Source organism: Streptomyces sp. NPDC002306, from assembly GCF_053593435.1.
In genome coordinates this window covers 223,681-241,626 of record NZ_JBSFCK010000005.1, presented here as the reverse complement: position 1 = coordinate 241,626, position 17,946 = coordinate 223,681, and the positions used below count along the sequence as shown (strand labels likewise).

Annotated in this window: 17 protein-coding genes; 9 read left to right on the top strand and 8 right to left on the bottom strand. The window is 71.5% G+C overall.

The features are described from left to right. Positions 1–78: 78 nt before the first annotated feature. Both uvrB and ACWCQK_RS13090 read right to left on the bottom strand, forming a co-directional pair. Complete coding sequence (uvrB, locus tag ACWCQK_RS13095) at positions 79–2,229, bottom strand: excinuclease ABC subunit UvrB (protein WP_451155044.1); 2,151 nt, start codon at positions 2,227–2,229, stop codon at positions 79–81. 40 nt (positions 2,230–2,269) lie between these two features. Then, positions 2,270–3,136, bottom strand: coding sequence for an MHYT domain-containing protein (locus tag ACWCQK_RS13090; RefSeq protein ID WP_451155042.1), 867 nt, complete (start codon positions 3,134–3,136; stop codon positions 2,270–2,272). A 281-nt stretch (positions 3,137–3,417) separates the two neighbouring features. Here ACWCQK_RS13090 and ACWCQK_RS13085 point away from each other — a divergent pair, with 281 nt between their 5' ends. The 4 genes from ACWCQK_RS13085 to ACWCQK_RS13070 all read left to right on the top strand — a co-directional run bounded on the left by ACWCQK_RS13085 (position 3,418) and on the right by ACWCQK_RS13070 (position 6,912). Next, complete coding sequence (locus tag ACWCQK_RS13085) at positions 3,418–4,290, top strand: glycerophosphodiester phosphodiesterase (protein ID WP_451155040.1); 873 nt, start codon at positions 3,418–3,420, stop codon at positions 4,288–4,290. 94 nt (positions 4,291–4,384) lie between these two features. Then, a complete protein-coding gene (locus ACWCQK_RS13080) occupies positions 4,385–4,939 on the top strand; it encodes a methylated-DNA--[protein]-cysteine S-methyltransferase (RefSeq protein WP_451155038.1) in 555 nt (184 codons plus the stop codon). Between the two features lie 153 nt (positions 4,940–5,092). Next, entirely contained in the window at positions 5,093–6,001 is a 909-nt protein-coding gene (locus tag ACWCQK_RS13075) for a pseudouridine-5'-phosphate glycosidase (RefSeq protein WP_451155036.1), read from the top strand. Next, positions 5,986–6,912 carry a carbohydrate kinase family protein gene (locus ACWCQK_RS13070; protein WP_451155034.1) on the top strand — a complete coding sequence of 309 codons (927 nt, stop codon included), beginning with the start codon at positions 5,986–5,988 and terminating at the stop codon, positions 6,910–6,912. The genes ACWCQK_RS13075 and ACWCQK_RS13070 overlap by 16 nt, the downstream gene beginning before the upstream one ends. 247 nt (positions 6,913–7,159) lie before the next feature. On the opposite strand, the gene ACWCQK_RS13065 is transcribed toward ACWCQK_RS13070, so the two are convergent. Beyond that, a complete protein-coding gene (locus tag ACWCQK_RS13065) occupies positions 7,160–7,954 on the bottom strand; it encodes a methyltransferase domain-containing protein (RefSeq protein ID WP_451155032.1) in 795 nt (264 codons plus the stop codon). A gap of 338 nt (positions 7,955–8,292) precedes the next feature. On the opposite strand from ACWCQK_RS13065, the gene ACWCQK_RS13060 reads away from it, so the two are divergent. Beyond that, a complete protein-coding gene (locus tag ACWCQK_RS13060; protein ID WP_451155030.1) occupies positions 8,293–9,420 on the top strand; it encodes a magnesium and cobalt transport protein CorA in 1,128 nt (375 codons plus the stop codon). A 127-nt stretch (positions 9,421–9,547) separates the two neighbouring features. Here the strand turns inward: ACWCQK_RS13060 and ACWCQK_RS13055 are convergent, their stop codons facing one another. Next, entirely contained in the window at positions 9,548–10,195 is a 648-nt protein-coding gene (locus tag ACWCQK_RS13055) for a uridine kinase (protein ID WP_451155028.1), read from the bottom strand. Positions 10,196–10,328: 133 nt separating this feature from the next. Here ACWCQK_RS13055 and ACWCQK_RS13050 point away from each other — a divergent pair, with 133 nt between their 5' ends. The 3 genes from ACWCQK_RS13050 to ACWCQK_RS13040 all read left to right on the top strand — a co-directional run bounded on the left by ACWCQK_RS13050 (position 10,329) and on the right by ACWCQK_RS13040 (position 13,553). Beyond that, complete coding sequence (locus ACWCQK_RS13050) at positions 10,329–11,027, top strand: DUF2293 domain-containing protein (RefSeq protein WP_451155026.1); 699 nt, start codon at positions 10,329–10,331, stop codon at positions 11,025–11,027. Positions 11,028–11,307: 280 nt separating this feature from the next. Continuing rightward, positions 11,308–11,787 carry an anthrone oxygenase family protein gene (locus tag ACWCQK_RS13045; protein WP_451155024.1) on the top strand — a complete coding sequence of 160 codons (480 nt, stop codon included), beginning with the start codon at positions 11,308–11,310 and terminating at the stop codon, positions 11,785–11,787. A 278-nt stretch (positions 11,788–12,065) separates the two neighbouring features. Continuing rightward, positions 12,066–13,553, top strand: a complete 1,488-nt coding sequence (locus ACWCQK_RS13040) for a glutamate synthase subunit beta (RefSeq protein WP_451155022.1) — start codon at positions 12,066–12,068, stop codon at positions 13,551–13,553. A 159-nt stretch (positions 13,554–13,712) separates the two neighbouring features. Here ACWCQK_RS13040 and ACWCQK_RS13035 read toward each other — a convergent pair whose 3' ends face one another. After that, the gene (locus ACWCQK_RS13035) at positions 13,713–14,249 is read right to left on the bottom strand and encodes a carboxymuconolactone decarboxylase family protein (RefSeq protein ID WP_451155020.1); all 537 of its coding nucleotides are present in this window, start codon (positions 14,247–14,249) and stop codon (positions 13,713–13,715) included. Positions 14,250–14,290: 41 nt separating this feature from the next. Between ACWCQK_RS13035 and pdxR the strand changes: the two genes are divergently transcribed. Next, on the top strand, positions 14,291–15,718 hold the full coding sequence (pdxR, locus tag ACWCQK_RS13030) for a MocR-like pyridoxine biosynthesis transcription factor PdxR (RefSeq protein ID WP_451155018.1): 1,428 nt from the start codon (positions 14,291–14,293) through the stop codon (positions 15,716–15,718). A gap of 87 nt (positions 15,719–15,805) precedes the next feature. On the opposite strand, the gene ACWCQK_RS13025 is transcribed toward pdxR, so the two are convergent. From ACWCQK_RS13025 to ACWCQK_RS13015, 3 genes are all read right to left on the bottom strand, one after another. Continuing rightward, positions 15,806–16,621 (bottom strand): SAM-dependent methyltransferase, encoded by an 816-nt coding sequence (locus ACWCQK_RS13025; protein ID WP_451155016.1) that lies wholly within the window; start codon positions 16,619–16,621, stop codon positions 15,806–15,808. Between the two features lie 123 nt (positions 16,622–16,744). Continuing rightward, the gene (locus tag ACWCQK_RS13020; protein WP_451155014.1) at positions 16,745–17,020 is read right to left on the bottom strand and encodes a DUF397 domain-containing protein; all 276 of its coding nucleotides are present in this window, start codon (positions 17,018–17,020) and stop codon (positions 16,745–16,747) included. Beyond that, positions 17,021–17,881 (bottom strand): helix-turn-helix domain-containing protein, encoded by an 861-nt coding sequence (locus tag ACWCQK_RS13015; protein WP_451155012.1) that lies wholly within the window; start codon positions 17,879–17,881, stop codon positions 17,021–17,023. Between the last annotated feature and the right edge of the window lie 65 nt (positions 17,882–17,946).

Here is a 17,946-nt window from a genome sequence, read left to right as displayed (position 1 = left end):
CGCACCGAACCCCGGTCCGCACTTTGTGTCGGTCTTGCAACACAGCGCGCTACACCGGGGTCCGACGGAGCAGTGAAATCAGGCCAGGCCCGCTTCCCGCATCTGCCTCAGTTCCTTCTTCATCTCCGACACCTCGTCGCGCAGCCGGGCGGCGATCTCGAACTGAAGGTCCGCTGCGGCGGCGCGCATGCGCTGCGTCAGCTCCTCGATCTGCTCGGCGAGGTCGGCCGCCGGACGGTCGGTCGGCACCGTCTCCTTGTCCTTGCCCTTGGCGGCCTTGCCGGCTTTCGCTCCCTTGGCCGCCTTGCCGCCGAGGGAGGGCACCGGGGCCTTGGTGCCGTGCCCGTCCTTCTTCGCCCGGCGGTAGCCGGAGCCGAGCAGCTGCTCGGTGTCGACGTCCTCGCGCGCGATCTGCGCCACGATGTCGTTGATCTTCTTGCGCAGCGGTTGCGGGTCGATGCCGTTCGCCGTGTTGTAGGCGACCTGCTTCTCGCGCCGCCGGTTGGTCTCGTCGATGGCCCGCTCCATCGCCGGAGTGATCTTGTCGGCGTACATGTGGACCTCGCCGGACACGTTGCGCGCGGCGCGGCCGATGGTCTGGATCAGGGAGGTCCCGGAGCGCAGGAAGCCCTCCTTGTCGGCGTCGAGGATCGCCACCAGGGAGACCTCGGGCAGGTCGAGCCCCTCACGCAGCAGGTTGATGCCCACGAGGACGTCGAACTCGCCGGAGCGCAGTTCGCGCAGCAGCTCGACGCGGCGCAGGGTGTCGACGTCGCTGTGCAGATAGCGCACCTGGATGCCGAGTTCCAGGAAGTAGGCGGTGAGGTCCTCGGCCATCTTCTTGGTGAGCGTGGTGACCAGGACGCGCTCGTCCTTCTCGACCCGCGCCCGGATCTCGTGGACCAGGTCGTCGATCTGCCCCTCGGTGGGCTTGACGACGACCTCCGGGTCGATGAGCCCGGTGGGCCGGATGATCTGTTCGACGACGCCGTCCCCGCGCGAGAGCTCGTACTTGCCGGGAGTCGCCGACAGATAGACCGTCTGTCCGACGCGCTCCTGGAACTCCTCCCACTTCAGCGGGCGGTTGTCGAGGGCCGAGGGCAGCCGGAAGCCGTGGTCGACGAGGGTGCGCTTGCGAGAGGCGTCACCCTCGTACATGGCGCCGATCTGCGGCACGGTGACGTGCGACTCGTCGATGACGAGCAGGAAGTCGTCGGGGAAGTAGTCGAGCAGGGTGTTCGGCGGGGAACCTGGCTCGCGGCCGTCGAAGTGCATCGAGTAGTTCTCGACGCCGGAGCAGCTGCCGATCTGGCGGAGCATCTCGATGTCGTACGTGGTCCGCATCCTCAGGCGCTGCGCCTCCAGGAGTTTGCCCTGCTTCTCCAGCTCGGCCAGACGCTCCCCGAGCTCCTTCTCGATGTCGTTGACGGCCCGCTCCATGCGCTCGGGGCCGGCGACGTAGTGGGTGGCGGGGAAGACGTACAGCTGCTCGTCGTCACTGATGATCTCGCCGGTGAGCGGGTGCAGGGTGGACAGCGCCTCGATCTCGTCGCCGAACATCTCGATGCGGACCGCGAGCTCCTCGTAGACCGGGAAGATCTCGATGGTGTCGCCACGGACCCGGAAGGTTCCGCGGGTGAACGCCATGTCGTTGCGGGTGTACTGGATGTCCACGAAACGCCGCAGCAGCTGGTCGCGGTCGATCTCGTCGCCGACCTTGAGCTGGACCATCCGGTCCACGTACTCCTGCGGGGTGCCGAGGCCGTAGATGCAGGAGACCGAGGCGACCACGATCACGTCGCGGCGGGTGAGCAGCGAGTTGGTCGAGGAGTGGCGCAGCCGCTCGACCTCCTCGTTGATCGAGGAGTCCTTCTCGATGTAGGTGTCCGACTGCGGGACGTAGGCCTCTGGTTGGTAGTAGTCGTAGTACGAGACGAAGTACTCGACCGCGTTGTTCGGCAGCAGTTCGCGGAACTCGTTCGCCAGCTGGGCGGCCAGGGTCTTGTTCGGCGCCATCACGAGGGTGGGGCGCTGGAGTTTCTCGATCATCCACGCGGTGGTGGCGGATTTGCCGGTGCCGGTCGCGCCCAGCAGGACGACGTCCTTCTCACCGGCCTCGATGCGCCGGGCCAGCTCGGCGATGGCCGCTGGCTGGTCACCGTTGGGCTGGTAGGGGCTGACGACCTCGAAGGGCGCCACCGTGCGTTCGATGTGGGAAACGGGCCGCATGGAGTCCACCGTACGACCCCCCACTGACAACGGGGTCGGATCAGCGGCCCTGCGCGGTCTTCGAGCGGCCCCGCGCCGGGTCCCGCCGCGGCCTGAGCGGGACGCGGCGGGCGGAGTGCCCCACCGCGGGATGGGCCGGGACGCCGGGCTTGTGCTCGGTTGCGGGCCCGGCGGGCTTTCCCGTGATCATCAGTGGATCGAACACCACGACGGCGCCGGCGAGGCAGAGGAAGGCGAGCGGGCCGATGAGCATCGGCGCCAGCAGTGACGCGGGCGAGTCCCCGGGGGTGGCGTAGGGCGTCGTGTGGAGGTGGACGCTGAGGGCGGCCATCCCCGTGTAGTGCATGCCGCTGACGGCGAGCCCCATCACGAGGCTCGCGCCGACGCTCCAGAGCAGGCCCCTGACCTGGCCGGCCGCCCACAGGGCGGCGGTGGCGGCGACCATCGCGACGACGACGGAGGCGGCGACGGTGAGGGTGTTGTACTCCAGCTTCCCGTTCAGCCGCATGCCGGCCATGCCCAGGTAGTGCATCGAGGCGATCCCGAGACCGGTGATCGTGCCCCCGGTGAAGAGGGCCGTTCCGCTGGCGCCCCGGTAGCCGACGATGAAGATCCCGACACCCACCATGACGATGGCGACGCCAAGACTGGCGTACGTCGTCGGTTTGTCGTAGTGGATCGGCGCCTCGTGGACCGAGAAGCCCATCATGGCGATGAAGTGCATGGTCCATATGCCGGAGCCGATCGCGGCCGAGCCGAGGGCCAGCCAGCCCAGGCGCCAGGAATGGGCGACGAGCAGGGCTCTGGTGGTGCACCGCAGGCCGAGGGCGCCACCGAGGCAGGCCATGAGATACGCCACCACCGGTGTGACGAGCCCGTAGCTGAATCCGTCGACCGTGCCTTGCATGCGCGGCAGCCCTTCCGCCCTGTTACGTCCTGGAATTCCCCGAAATAAGCCCCCCTCCCAGGACCGCACGAGCGGTCAGGGTTCAGGCAGAGAGTATGACCCCCACCGGAATGGTCGAACGATATTCCGGCAAAGAAACACGTCATTGCCTCACATGTGCGGTATCAGTGAGCGGACTTGGGCAACTCCATTCAATCCCCGGCCATCCCGTACACCCCTCGCCGTCGACTCTCTGCTGTCACAGTTGAGCTGTCCGTGATCGACCGACGCGAGGAGTCCGCATGTACGCGCGCGCAGTTGCCGCCCTGACGACCGCGCTCCTGGCCACCGTGACCCTGCTGACCCCCTCCTCCGACGCCCGGGCCCACACCGGCCCGCAGCCCACGGTCATCGCCCACCGGGGCGCTTCCGCCTACGCCCCCGAGAACACCCTGGCCGCCGTCGACCGGGCCGCCGCGCTGGGTGTCGGCTGGGTGGAGAACGACGTGCAGCGCACCAGGGACGGCCGGCTCGTGGTGATCCACGACGACAGCCTCACGCGCACGACCGATGTGAAGAAGGTCTTCCCCGGCCGCTCTCCCTGGAAGGTGAGGGACCTCACGGCCGCCGAGATCGCCCGCCTGGACGCGGGGAGCTGGTTCGCCCCCGGCTACGTCGGCACGCGCGTGCCGACGCTGGAGCAGTACCTGCGCCGCGTCGAGGGCAACCACCAGAACCTGCTCCTGGAGATCAAGAATCCGGAGCTCTACCCGGGCATCGAGGCACAGATCCTCGAGCTCCTCGGCGACACGGGCTGGCTCGACCGGGAGCACCTCGCCCACCGGCTGATCGTGCAGAGCTTCAGCGCGGACAGCCTGCGCACCGTCCACGGCCTCAGGCCCGACGTCCGGACCGGGTTCCTCGGCAGGCCGTCCGTGGCGGACCTGCGCACGTACGCGGCGTTCGCCGACGAGATCAACCCCTCGAACGCGTCCCTGTCCCGGGCCTATGTGTCCACGGTCCACGCGCTGACCGGGCCGCACGGCAGTCCGATGAAGGTCTCCGCCTGGACCGTCGACGACGCGGCGACCGCCCGGCGGGTCGCCCGCTACGGCGTCGACGGGGTCATCAGCAACAAGCCCGACGTGGTGCGGCAGGCCCTGTCCGGGTGCTGACCACCAGGGGTGCGTCGTCCTTGTGCGTTCGCGGGACTGTCGCCGTAGGCCCGTTCGCGGGGCGCTGTCAGTGGCGGGTCGTACGGTGGGACGCATGAACAGCCATGGGCGGTACGAGCAGCAGGTCGTGTGGACCGTCGTCGCCACCGACATCGGTCCGCTGCTGCTGGCCGCGACCGGGGAGGGCCTGGTCAACGTCGTGTTCCACGCCACGGACGAGGTACGCGACAAGGCGCTGGGCCGGCTCGCCGACCGACTGGGCACCGAGCCCGTCGAAGCCCCCGACTCCCCCTTGCTGGCGGAGGCCATACGCCAGGTCGAGGCGTACTTCGCGGGTGCGCGGCGCGATTTCGATCTGCCCCTGGACTGGTCGCTGATCTCAGGGTTCAACCGGCAGGTGCTGCGGGAGCTGGCCTCCGGTGTCCCGTTCGGCGCGGTCGTCGGCTACGGCGATCTGGCGGGCCGGGTCGGCCAGCCGGGCGCGGCCCAGGCGGTGGGTGTGGCGATGGGTTCCAACCCGCTCCCCGTGGTCGTGCCCTGCCACCGGGTCGTCGAGAGGGACGGCGGCATCGGTGGGTTCGGGGGCGGCCTGGAGACCAAGCGGAAGCTGCTCGCTCTGGAAGGGGTACTACCCGAGCCGCTCTTCTGAGCCCCGCTCCGCGCCGCGCCCCCGACCACCGTTCTGAGCGACGCCTCCGCCGTCCGGTGTCGCCCGCTACCGTCCCCTCGCCCGCCGCGAGGGTTTGACCTGGCGCGCCACCCGCCAGAGATGAGGGAGAACCGCACGACAGGAGGCAGGCGCGTGGTGCTGAAGGTGTCCGAAGAGGTACGGGAAGCGATCGACGCCCGTCGACCAGTGGTGGCGCTGGAGTCCACGATCATCGCGCATGGGCTGCCACGCCCGCGCAACCTTCAGGTGGCGCTGGAACTGGAGGCGGCCGTACGGCAGGAAGGCGCCATACCGGCGACGATCGCCGTGCTCGACGGGCTGCCCCACGTAGGGCTCGACAAGGACCAGTTGGAACGGGTCGCGAACGAGGACGGGATCCGCAAGCTCGGCCATCGTGACCTGTCGCTCGCGGTGGCCTCCGGGGCGAGCGGGGCGACGACCGTGTCGGCGACGGCACTGCTGGCCACGCTCGCGGGCGTACGGGTGTTCGCGACGGGTGGACTCGGCGGGGTGCACCGCGAGTGGACGGTGACGCAGGACGAGTCGGCGGACCTGGGCCTGCTGGCGCGCACCCGGATCACGGTGGTGTGCGCGGGCGTGAAGTCCATCCTTGACGTACCGGCGACACTCCAGCGGCTGGAGACGCTGGGAGTCGCGGTGGCCGGATACAGCACGGACCGCTTCCCCGGCTTCTATCTGTCCGACTCGGGCCATCCCGTGGACTGGCGACTGGACACCCCGGGACAGGTGGCGGAGGTGATGCGGGCGCAGGACGCGGTCGGCGGCCCGGAGTCGGCGCTGATCGTCGCCAACCCGGTCCCCGAGGACGAGCAGCTGGATCCCGGGCTGCACGCGCGGGTGCTCGCGGACGCGCTGCACGCGTGCGAGGAGGAGGGGGTCACCGGGCAGGCGGTCACACCGTTCCTGCTCGGCTACCTCGTGCGCCACACGGACGGTGCCTCGCTGAGCGCCAATCTGGCGGCCGTGCGCGGCAACGTACGGCTGGCGGGCCGGGTCGCCGTGGCGTGGGCGGCGGGGTGACAGTCCGACGGGACGGCGCGCTGCTGGTCGTGGGAGACGTGGTCACCGACATCGTCGCCCGGCATCGGGAACCGCTCGCCTCCGGCACCGACACGGCCGCCACGATCCTGACGCTGCCCGGTGGCGCGGGCGCCAACGTGGCGTGCTGGGCGGCCCACGGAGGCTGCCCCGACGTGCGGCTCCTCGGACGGGTGGGCACGGACGCGGCCGCGTGGCACGAGCGGGAACTGACCCGCCACGGGGTGCGGCCTCGGCTGGTCGTGGACCCCGAGGCGCCGACCGGGACGGTGGTCTGTCTGGTCGACACAGGAGCCGCGGCCGAGCGGACGTTCCTCACGGACAGCGGCGCGTCCCTGCGGCTCGACCCGGGCGACTGGTCGGATGCGCTGCTCGACGGGGTCGCGTGGCTCCACCTGTCGGGCTACCTGCTGTTCTCGGAACCCAGCCGGGGGCTGGTGGCCGCGGCCCTGGAGTCGGCACGCGCGCGTGGCGTGCCGGTGAGCCTGGATCCCGCGTCGGCCGGATTCCTCGTCGGTCTGGGTGTCGACCGCTTCCTGGACCTCGTCGAAGAGGTGGAGGTCCTGCTGCCGAGCCGGGATGAGGCGTGTCTGCTCACCGGACTGCCCGACGCGACGGACGCGGCGGCCAAGCTGAGCCGCCACGTCCCGCTGGTGGTCGCCAAACAGGGCGCCGACGGTGCGCTGGTGGCCCGGTCCGGCACTGTGCGGGCCCGCGTTCCCGCCGTGCCGGCGACACCCCGGGACAGCACGGGAGCGGGCGACGCCTTCACCGGCGCCTTCCTCGCCGCTCTGCTCGCCGGCGCCGCACCCGAGGAGGCGGCGGCGGACGGGTGCCGAGCGGGGGCGCGGGCGGTCGAACGGATAGGCGGGAGGCCACCCGGCTCCGGGTGAGGCCCGAACGGCTGAGCGGCTGAGCGGCTGAGCGGCTGAGCGTAGAGTCGAGCGTCTCCGGATGCCGACAGGGGCCCGGGGCGCGGGGCGCGGACACGGTACGAACTCGGGCACACGACGGTGGGGGCCCGAACTCGGTATGGGTATGGGACCGAACTCGTCATCGGTGCGGTCCCTAAATCCGAACCGGTACGGGCCCGAACTCGGCAGTGGTACGGGCCCGAAATCTGAGCTGGGGTCGGCCTGCCTACGCCTTGCGTCCCCACGCCGAGATCATCGGGGCTGTGGCCAGGTCCATGCTGCCCGAGGCCACGTTCGCCAGATGCCGGTCGATGTCCTCGTCCGTGGCGAGGCCGGCGGTGACGAGCCGGCCGCGGATCTGACGGACCGTGGCGGATTCCAAGGCCGCGCAGGCGGGTGAGGTGACCGGGAAGTACGCGTCGGCCTCGACCTGGTGCAGCCCGGCCTCGCGCAGCAGGCGCGGGAGCTTGCGCCCGTAGGAGAGGTCGGCACCGCGGTCGGCGAGAAGTTTGCGGAAGCCGTGCCGCAACCGGTTCGCCAATCGCTGCTCGGGGCCGTGCTCGTCGGGGCACAGGAGGGGCTGAAGCGCGGGGTCGGCGTCTTCGAGCAGGAGCCGTCCGCCGGAGCGCAGGGCCCTGATCATCGACTGCAACGCCCTCTCCCGGTCCGGTACATGGACGAGGACGAGCCGGGCGTGTACCAGGTCGAAGCCCTCCACCGGCGGCTCCTGCGTACCCACGTCGTGGACCCGTACCTCGACCGGTGGACGGGCCGTGTCGGCGAACCGCGAGGTGTCGATGTCGGTCGCGACGACCTTGCCGGTCGGTCCGACCTTCTTGGCCAGCCAGGACACCACGGAGGTACCGCCGGCGCCGACTTCCCAGCAGCGCCAGCCGGGCCCGACACCGAGTCTTTCCAGGTGCCGGAAGGTCGTGGGGTCGAACAGGTCAGCGAAGGCGTCGAATCGCTCCGCCGCCTCGGTCTGCTGGTTGTCGAGGAGATATCCGTCGGTTCGCGTCATGCTGTGATCATCCCAGTTGCCCCGCTTGTCCCAGGCGGTCGACGCTCCGACGCGACGAGCCACCCTGACGGCTGCCCGGTTTCCGGCACCTCAAGGCGCCGCCCCGTCCTGCGTCCCAGCCCGCGCCCGGCTTCGGGGCGGCTCCGGCTTCGGCTGCGCGGGGCCGACAGCGGCCAGGACGCGGTTCCTTCACAGGAGAGGACCGGTGCGTCCACAGCCGTGGAGCGGAGCGGAATACTCCATTCCCACAGGCTTTCCCAGCCTTCACCCAGGCCTGGCAAACTGACACGCCAGGGCGCGGAAACACGGCGCGAGGAGATCCACGCAAGGAGAGCCGGATGTCCATGGCAGGGAATCTGCGGAGGGTCACAGGCCTCGGCAGCGTCAGCGGCCTCCGCAGGGTCGCACGGCTGGCTCGGCGGCGCCCGCGCGTCGACCTGAGCCACCCCGTGCGGTCCCCACTGGGCTCCTCCGTGGTGAACTGCGTGACCTACCGGAACGGCGTGCGGGCCCCGGGCGGGCACGACCTGGTCGACGCAGTGCAGCGGGTACGCAAGAGCGGCGACGGCTTCGTCTGGCTCGGCCTCCACGAGCCCACGGACCAGGAGTTCGCGGGCATCGCCGAACTGTTCGACCTGCATCCGCTCGCCGTCGAGGACGCGGTCGAGGCCCACCAGCGCCCCAAGGTCGAGCGGTACGGCGAGACGCTGTTCGCGGTGTTCAAATCGGTCTGCTACGTCGAGCACGAGGAACTCACCGCGACCAGCGAGGTGGTGAACACCGGCGAGATCATGGTGTTCGTCGGCCATGACTTCGTGATCACGGTGCGGCACGGCCGGCACGGCTCACTGGGTCCGCTGCGCGAGGAGCTGGAGAGCGACCCCGCCCAGCTCGCGAAGGGTCCGTCCGCGGTGCTGCACGCGGTCGCGGACCATGTGGTCGACGACTACCTCCGTGTCATCGACTCCGTGCACCAGGACATCGACTGTGTGGAGACGGACGTCTTCGCGGCGGACGGCGGACGGGCCGACCCGGGGCGCATATATCAGCTCAAGCGGGAACTCCTGGAGCTGAAGCGGGCGGTGGTCCCGCTCTCCCGGCCGCTCCAGGATCTCTCCGACCGGCCGATGCGGGTGGTCGACACGGAGATACAGGCCTACTTCCGCGATGTCTCCGACCACCTGCTGCGGGCCACGGAGCAGATCGCCGCGTTCGACGAACTGCTCAACTCCATTCTTCAGGCGCACCTCGCGCAGGTCACGGTCGCGCAGAACGAGGACATGCGGAAGATCACCGCGTGGGCGGCGGTGATCGCCGTACCGACGATGGTCTGCGGGCTGTACGGGATGAACTTCGACCATATGCCCGAGCTGCACTGGCGGTTCGGCTACCCCTTGGTCATAGGTGTGATCGTGACGGCCTGCCTGGTGCTGTACCGCGGCTTCCGGCGCAACGGCTGGCTCTGACCGGCGGTCTCGGCCCGGGCGGCGTCCAGGCCGAGCGGCCCACGGCCGATATGTGTGGATCGGCGAGGCAGGGACCGACGGGCTGATACGGGGATCGCCGCGGAGGTCGCGCGGCTTCCGGACCGGATCAACCGCCCCACGCGGGGTGGCGTGGATCGTCGGCGCGCACCAGGACGTCGGCCGTGCCGACGGGGTCGGTCTCCTGCTCGTACTGCTCGAAGGCGGGCAGCGTCCAGTGGTCGGCCTCGGGGGTACGGCGGCGCAGGGCGGGCGGGGAGAGGAGGACGTGGACGGTCAGGTCGAACGGGAACCAGTGGCGCAGCAGGAGGGGGCCGTGCAGCAACAGGAATCCGCCGGGCGGGAGTTGGACGTAGGGACTGCGGGTGGCGCGGTCGGTGGCGGGATCCCAGAGGTCGGGCAGGATCCGGCCGTCACCGCCCGGTTCGAGGGGACCGAACACCTCGCGCCAGAGGGCGCCGGTGTCGAACCAGCCGTTGTAATAAGCCTCCACGTCGTGGTGGCCGTACTCCAGCCGCAGCGAGGCAGGGCGCAGGAAGTCCTCCGTGGCCACGACACGCGACGGCCGACCGCGCACACGCAGGGCTTCGCCGACCCGCTCGGCGAGATCTCCGGGGCGGGCCGCCGGGGCGCCGTCGAAGGCGATCCGCGGCCAGGCACCGCCGTCGCCCGACTTCAGGTCGAGCAGCCGCTCGGCGAGGAGGTCGCCGAGCCGTTCCCAGGTGATCGCTTCGAGTCGCACACGGCCATGATGCATCGGCGGCCCTGCGTCCGGCGGCGGCCGACCGCAGCCGATGTCCGTACGCCGGAGCCGATGTCCGCCGACGGGGCGGCGCCCGACGGTCCGGGTGGGGCGTGGGAACGGGCCCACCGGCGGGAATGAAGGCGGTATGGCGCTCCTCCCAAGTCGTACGACCGGTGACGGACTCCTCGTCTTCCAGCCGCAGCGGCGAAAGCAGTGTGCCGGATGCTGTCGTGGGCCGCTGCCGATGCTCGTCCTCGAAGGCGGGGTGCCCCGCTGCCTCGACTGCGCCGATCTGGGGCATCTGGTGTTCCTGCCGCGCGGCGACACGGCTCTGACCCGCAGGTCCCGGGAGGAGAGCGCGCTGTCGGCGGTGGTCGTGCGGTTCAACCGGCGCAAGGCGCGGTACGAGCGTCAGGGTGTCCTGGTCGAGGAGGCCGCGCTGGCCCGGGCGGAGGAGCGCTGCCTGGCGGACGCGGAGGCGCGGCGACGGCGCCGGGTACGGGACGCCCGGCGACGGGCGGCCGAGGACGCGCGGTTCACGGATGCGTTCGCGGCGGAGATACGACGCCTGTTTCCTGGCTGTCCGGCCGGACGGGCGCGGGCCGTCGCGGCGCACGCGTCGGCGCGGGGCAGTGGCCGGGTCGGCCGCAGCGCGGCCGGGCGGGCGCTCTCCGAGGGGGCCGTGGTCTCGGCGGTCGTGGCCTCCGTACGGCATCTGGACACGCCGTACGACCACCTGCTGATGGACGGTGTGCCGCGGCACGAGGCGCGGCGGCGGATCGCGGCGGACGTGTGGTCGGCACTGGACGGATGGCGGCAGGGCGAACCCGGCTCCACCGAGTGAGCGACGGACGAGCGGGAGGAGCGAGGCGGGCGGGGCGGGCGGGCATGCGGGGCGCACGCGCGGGATGACAGGACGGGCGGGAGCGGGGATGGGGGCGGGGGCGGGGGGCAAGAGGGAGGCGGGCGGCGCGGGCGGGCCGGGCGGGACGGGCGGGACGGACGGTCGCTCCGATGCCCCCGCGTTTCTCGACCATGACCAGTGTTCACATATGCGATTTCACTTGTGGTGGCGGAGGGGGCCGGGCAAGATCTCGGCTCGACGGGCGGGAGCTGACGTAGAAATGATCGACGGACCGTACTTGGTACTGGCGACACTGGGTGTCCTCGGCTCGGCGGTGATGGCCGGGGTGTTCTTCGCCTTCTCGGTGCTGGTGATGCGGGGGCTGGCGGCGCTTCCGCCGGCCCAGGGGGTCGCGGCGATGAAGGCGGTCAACTCCTCCGCCATGACAGCCGCGTTCATGATCGTGTTTCTTGGGGTGGCCGCGCTGTGCGTGGTGATCGCCGTGGTGACGTTCGTCCTGTGGCCCGACGACGGGACCGTCGAGCTGCTGCTGGGCAGCGCGCTGTACCTGGTCGGTTCGTTCGGGGTGACGGTGGCCGCGAACGTGCCCCGCAACGATCAGCTGGCGAAGCTGGAGGCGGGCACTCCGGAAGCGGGCACGTACTGGCCGGTGTACGTGCGCGAGTGGACGCGATGGAACCACGTGCGGGCGCTGGCCTCGGCCGCGGCCGCGGTCGTGTACCTGCTGGCGCTGGTCTGAGCGGGAACCGGTCCCGAGCGGGAACCGGCCGGATCGGGCGCCGGTCCCGAGCGGGCACCGGCCGGAGCCGCCGGTGCGCCGGTCCCGGGCGGGAGCCGGCCGGAGCCCGCGCCGGTGTGCCGGCGTCCCGGTCCCGAGCGGGTACCGGTCCGCTCGGGCGCCCGTGGCGGAAGGCGCTCTCGGCCACTCTGCGGGGGTGGGCGAGCGGACGTATCGTTGCCGCAGGGGTGCCGCCCGATTTGTACGGCCCGCCGCACGCGCAGGCAAGGAAGACGGCCATGGCCGATCCCAAGGGTTTCATGACCACGCCCCGCCAGGAATGGCCCCGCCGGCCGGTCGAGGAACGGGTCCGGGACTGGGACGAGGTCTACGTGCCGGGGGCGCTGCTGCCCATCATCAGCAAGCAGGCCGACCGCTGCATGGACTGCGGCATTCCGTTCTGTCACGACGCCTGCCCGCTGGGCAACCTGATCCCCGAGTGGAACGACCTGGTCTCCCGGGAGGACTGGCGGGCGGCGAGCGAGCGGCTGCACGCCACGAACAACTTCCCGGAGTTCACCGGACGGTTGTGTCCGGCGCCCTGCGAGGCGGGGTGCGTGCTCGCGATCAACCAGCCGGCCGTCACCATCAAGAACGTGGAGTGCGCGATCGCCGACCGCTCCTGGGCGGAGGGTTTCCTCTCCCCCCGGCCACCGGACCGGCTCTCCGGGCGGACGGTGGCGGTGATCGGCTCGGGCCCCACCGGGCTCGCCGCGGCCCAGCAGCTGACGCGGGCCGGACACACCGTCGCCTTGTACGAGAAGGACGACCGGCTCGGCGGCCTGATGCGGTACGGCATCCCGGAGTTCAAGATGGAGAAGGTCCATCTGGAGCGGCGGCTGGAGCAGATGCGGGGCGAGGGAACCAAGTTCCGCACGTCGACGGCGGTCGGCCGGGATGTCGGAGCCGCCGAACTGCGGTCGCGCTACGACGCCGTGGTGATCGCCACGGGAGCCACGGCGTGGCGGGAACTCACCGTCCCTGGGCGGGAGTTGACCGGCATCCATCAGGCGATGGAGTATCTGCCGCTGGCCAACCGGGTGTGCGAGGGGGACCTCCAGGCGTCCCCGATGTCGGCCGCGGGGAAGCACGTAGTGATCGTCGGCGGCGGTGACACCGGCGCGGACTGTCTGGGCACGGCGGTGCGTGACGGGGCGGCGTCCGTCACGCAGTTGGACATCTACGCGCTGCCGGGCGCCGACCGCGACGAGGACATCGAGCCCTGGCCGACGTACCCGAAGGTCTACCGGTTGTCGGCCGCGCACGAGGAGGCGCGCGACCTGGAGACGGCGCCGGCGGCGGACGCGGACGCGCGGCTGTTCGCGGCGTCCACGCTCCGCTTCACCGGCGACGGGGACGGGCATGTGCGCTCGCTGCACCTGGTCGAGGTGGACGCGCGGCGGCAACCGCTGACCGGCTCCGTACGGACGCTCCCCGCCGACTTCGTGCTGCTGGCCCTCGGCTTCTCCGGACCCGTCCGCGAGGACGGGCTCATCGACCAGCTGGGGCTGGGGCTCGAACCGCGGGGCACGATCAGCCGGGACGGCGGCTTCGCGACGAACGTGCCCGGGGTGTTCGCCGCCGGGGACGCGGCCCGCGGGCAGTCGCTCATCGTGTGGGCGATCGCGGAGGGGCGGGCGGTGGCCGCAGCCGTCGACCGCTATCTGAACGGGAGTTCATGCCTGCCGGCACCGATCGGACCGCACGACCGGCCCATGGCCGTCTGAACAATCCATGGCCGCCTGAACGGTCCATGACCGCCTGAACGATCCGCGGCGGTGGGGCCGTGGCCAGGGCCTGCCGCCCGGCCCGCCGGTCGGCCCGCCGGTCGGCCCGCCGGTCGGCCTGCCGCCCGGCCGCGACCGACCTGATCCGGACGAAGGGTCCTAACGGCGCTCGTCCGTGCCCGCCACCTTCGCCGTGGACAGGGCCACGCGGTTCCAGGTGTTGATGGCGAGGATCAGGGCCAGCAGGTGGGCCAGTTCGCGCTCGTCGAAGAGGGCCGCGGCCCGGGCGTAGACGGCGTCGGGGACACCGGCGTCGGCCACCAGGGTCACCGCCTCGGTCAGGGCGAGGGCCGCCTGCTCCTGCTCGGTGAAGAAGTGGCGGGCCTCGCGCCAGACGGCGACCATGTGCAGCCGGTCCTCGCTCTCGCCGGCCTTGCGGGCGTCGTTGGTGTGCATGTGGAGGCAGTACGCGCAGTGGTTGAGGTGCGAGGCGCGGATCTGCACGAGTTCGACGAGGGCCGGGTCGAGGCCGTCGCGGGCGGCGGCGTCGAAGCCGATGAGCGCGCGGAAGACCTTCGGAGCGGCCTTCGCGAGGTCGAGGCGGCTCATCGCGTCCGCGTGCGGGCCCACCATCGCGTCCGTGTGCGCGTTCGTGTGCGGGGCGGTGTTCGCGTTCGTGTGCGTCGTCATGTGCATCAACCTACGGCCCGGAAAGACCCCTAGTAGGGTGCATTTCCGTGACGGAATCGTGGGTCAATTCGGCGGAGCGGATCGGCAGTGACCTGCATCTGGAGCTGTCGCCGTCCGGCTCGGGCGGACGGCGGGCCGCACTCATCCGGGCGCTGCGCGAAGCCGTGCGCGACGGCCGGCTGGCGCCCGGCACGCGGCTGCCGCCGTACCGCTCGCTCGCGGCCGATCTCGGGGTCGCCCGCAACACGGTGGCGGACGCGTACGCGGAGCTCGTCGCGGAGGGCTGGCTGACCGCGCGCCAGGGCTCGGGCACGCGGGTGGCGGAGCGGGCCGAACCCCTGCGCCGGGCCGCGCGCGTGCCCAGGAAGGCACCGTCACGCGCGGGTGGTCCACGGCACGACCTGCGGCAGGGCGCTCCGGACGCGTCGTCGTTCCCGCGCGCGGCCTGGCTGGCCTCCTACCGGCGGGCCCTCCAGCAGGCGCCCAGCGAGGTGTTCGGGCCGGGCGACCCCGCCGGCCGCGGGGAACTGCGGGAGGCGCTCACCGAGTACCTGGCACGCGCGCGTGGCGTCCGTACGGAGCCGGGCCGGATCGTGATCTGCTCCGGCTTCGCGCACGCTCTGCGGCTGCTGTTCGGCCAGGGCGCGGGAGGCGTGTTGCGGGGGCCGCTGGCCGTCGAGGCGTACGGGCTGGGCTTCCACCGGGAGGTGCTCGCGGCGGCGGGCGTACGGACCGTGCCCCTGCCTCTGGACGAACACGGGGCGCGCGTGGAGGGGTTGGGGCGTGAGCGGGGCGTGCTCCTGACGCCGTCGCACCAGTTCCCGACGGGCGGGCCCCTGCACGCCGCGCGCCGGGCCGCGGTGATCGACTGGGCACGCGCGCGTGACGGCGTGATCGTCGAGGACGACTACGACGGGGAGTTCCGCTACGACCGCAAGCCGGTCGGCGCCGTCCAGGGCCTCGACCCCGACCGGGTGATCCACATCGGCTCGGTCAGCAAGAGCCTGTCGCCCGCGCTGCGGCTGGGGTGGATGGTCCTGCCGGAGCGTCATGTCGGCGCCGTTCTGGCCGCCAAGGGCGAACGTGAGGCGTGGGCGAGCGTGCCGGACCAGCTGAGTCTCGCCGACTTCATCGTCTCGGGGTCGTACGACCGTCATGTGCGGCGGATGCGGCAGCGTTACCGCAGCCGCCGCGACCGGCTCGTCGAGGCGCTGGCCGCGCGGGCCCCGCAGGTCGAGGTCACCGGGGTCGCGGCCGGTCTGCACGCGGTGCTCCGGCTGCCGCCGGGCACCGAGCGGTCCGCCGTGAAGGCGGCCGCCTGGCAGGGCGTCGCGCTGGACGGCCTCGCCGCGTTCCGGCACCCGGAGACGGACATGACGGCGCCGGACGGGCTGGTGGTGGGGTACGCGACTCCGTCGGACCACACGTACGGGGCGGCGGTCGAGGCCCTGTGCGAGGTACTGCCCCCACCGTGAGCCCGGGGCCCCGCCCCCGGCCCGCCGTGTCCTCCGCCACCGCCACCGCCACCGCGCCCGTGCCCGCGTCCGTACGCCCCTACGCCCCTACGCCTTGCGTCCCACCGCCCCGTACCCGGGGATGATCCCGTCCTCCTGTCCCGGAACCGGGTCGCCCAGTTCCGGGTGCCACTCGGGCACGACCGAGACGCCGGGTTCGACCAGTTCCAGACCGTCGAAGAACCGGCCGAACTCGTCGCGGGAGCGGAGCGCCAGGGTGACGCCCGCCGCGCGGAGCTTCTCGGTCGCCGCCGCCGACTCCTCGGGGGTGAAGTCGGCGGTGGCGTGGGTCATCATCAGGTAGCTGCCGGCGGGGAGTTCGGCCAGCAGCCGGTCGACCAGTTCGTGCGCGCCGTCCGCGTCGGAGATGAAGTGCAGCAGCGCGACGAGGGAGAGCGCGATCGGCCGGTCGAAGTCGAGGATCTTCGCGGCCCCCTCGACGATGGCCGCCGGGTCCCGCACGTCGGCCTGGAGGTACTCGGTCACGCCCTCGGGCGTGCTGCGCAGCAGGGCCGCCGCGTGGGCCAGCACGATCGGGTCGTTGTCGCAGTAGACGACGCGGGCGTCGGGCGCGACGCCCTGGGCGATCTGGTGGAGGTTCGGCTCGGTCGGGATACCGGTGCCGATGTCCAGGAACTGCCGTACTCCGTGCTCGGCCAGCCAGCGGGTGGCGCGGTGCATGAAGGCGCGGTTGACGCGCGCCATGACCGGCACGCGCGGGTCGAGGGCGAGCATCTGCCGGCCCATCGCCTCGTCGACGGGGTAGTTGTCCTTGCCGCCGAGGTACCAGTCGTACATCCGTGCGGGGTGAGGTCGGCTGGTGTCTATCTGGACGGCGCCCGTGGGGTGGTCCTGTCCGGTCATGCGGCACTCCGTAAGAGTCGAACGTGGTAGTGGTCGGTGATCAATTCATAGCCAAAACAAGGTAGTCGGGTCGAACATCCGCTCGGCGGAAGGGGTCGGTCGGCGCGCAACAAGCCAGGTCGTTCAGGACAGCAGGAAGTCCGCCTCACCCGCCTTCGCGCCCTCGATGAAGGCGGTCATCTCGTCGGACGTGTAGATCAACGCGGGGCCGTCGGGGTCGGTGGACTGCCGGACGGCGATCCGGCCGTCCGCGAGCTTCATGGCTTCCAGGCAGTTGCCCCCGTTGCCGCCGCTCCAGGGCTTGTGCCAGCCCTCGCTGCCCAGCTCCGTCGCGGGCATCCCGTTGTAGATCCGTTCGGTGCGGACCCTCGCCTTGGCGTGGGACTTGATGCGATCCATTCACAGCTCCTTGCGGAGATCCCGGAGGATCTCCTTCGTGCGATGTGCAGTAGCGGCCTGCGCCGCCATGCGGTCCATGACCTCGAGGTGGGCCGCCACCTCGGTACGCGCGTCGAGGTAGACGGCGCCGGTCAGGTACTCGCTGTAGACCATGTCCGGAAGTTCGGGCATGGCGAATCGGAACAGCACGAAGGGCCCGTAGGTGCCGGGATGCGGCCCGTTCGCGAACGGGGCGATCTGGAGCGTCACGTTGGGCAGCTTCGTGGCGTCGAGCAGTTTGTCGATCTGGGCCCGCATCACCTCCGCGTCGCCGACCGGGCGGCGCAGCACGGTCTCGTCCATGACGACCCACAGCCGGGGCGCGTCCTCACGGGTGAGCAGCCCCTGGCGCTGCATGCGCAGCGAGACATGGCGCTCGATGTCGTCGGGACTCGTCTGGCCGACGGCGCCCGATTTCAGCACCCCGCGCGCGTAGTCCTCGCTCTGGAGCAGTCCGGGCACGAAGTGCGGCTCGTACTGGCGGATGAGGCCGGCCGCGCCCTCCAGGCTGACGTGCATGGAGAACCAGCCGGGCAGGATGTCGTGGAAGCGTTGCCACCAGCCGGGCTGGTTCGCCTCCTCGGCCAGTTGCACGAAACCCTCGGCCTCGCCGTCGGTGACGCCGTAGGCCTTCAGGAGCAGTTGGAGGTACGGGATCTTGAGCGTGACCTCGGCCATCTCCATGCGGCGCACCGTGGCGGGGGCGACGCGCAGGATGCGGGCGGCCTCCTCGCGCTTGAGCCCGGCGCGTTCCCGCAGATCCAACAGGCGGCGGCCGAGGACGACTTGTCCCACGGTCGGCGCGGACCGCGGTTCGCTCACGCTCCACCTCCACGAAGAGCCCTCACCGGCCGGCCGGTCGCACAGCGCGCCGGCGGCCCGGCCGG

Coding starts and splice junctions, on each gene's coding strand:
- uvrB (WP_451155044.1), bottom strand. CDS start 2,229: ATGCGGCCCGTTTCCCACATCGAACGCACGGTGGCGCCCTTCGAGGTC.
- ACWCQK_RS13090 (WP_451155042.1), bottom strand. CDS start 3,136: ATGCAAGGCACGGTCGACGGATTCAGCTACGGGCTCGTCACACCGGTG.
- ACWCQK_RS13085 (WP_451155040.1), top strand. CDS start 3,418: ATGTACGCGCGCGCAGTTGCCGCCCTGACGACCGCGCTCCTGGCCACC.
- ACWCQK_RS13080 (WP_451155038.1), top strand. CDS start 4,385: ATGAACAGCCATGGGCGGTACGAGCAGCAGGTCGTGTGGACCGTCGTC.
- ACWCQK_RS13065 (WP_451155032.1), bottom strand. CDS start 7,954: ATGACGCGAACCGACGGATATCTCCTCGACAACCAGCAGACCGAGGCG.
- ACWCQK_RS13060 (WP_451155030.1), top strand. CDS start 8,293: ATGTCCATGGCAGGGAATCTGCGGAGGGTCACAGGCCTCGGCAGCGTC.
- ACWCQK_RS13055 (WP_451155028.1), bottom strand. CDS start 10,195: ATGCATCATGGCCGTGTGCGACTCGAAGCGATCACCTGGGAACGGCTC.
- ACWCQK_RS13050 (WP_451155026.1), top strand. CDS start 10,329: ATGGCGCTCCTCCCAAGTCGTACGACCGGTGACGGACTCCTCGTCTTC.
- ACWCQK_RS13045 (WP_451155024.1), top strand. CDS start 11,308: ATGATCGACGGACCGTACTTGGTACTGGCGACACTGGGTGTCCTCGGC.
- ACWCQK_RS13040 (WP_451155022.1), top strand. CDS start 12,066: ATGGCCGATCCCAAGGGTTTCATGACCACGCCCCGCCAGGAATGGCCC.
- ACWCQK_RS13035 (WP_451155020.1), bottom strand. CDS start 14,249: ATGCACATGACGACGCACACGAACGCGAACACCGCCCCGCACACGAAC.
- ACWCQK_RS13025 (WP_451155016.1), bottom strand. CDS start 16,621: ATGACCGGACAGGACCACCCCACGGGCGCCGTCCAGATAGACACCAGC.
- ACWCQK_RS13020 (WP_451155014.1), bottom strand. CDS start 17,020: ATGGATCGCATCAAGTCCCACGCCAAGGCGAGGGTCCGCACCGAACGG.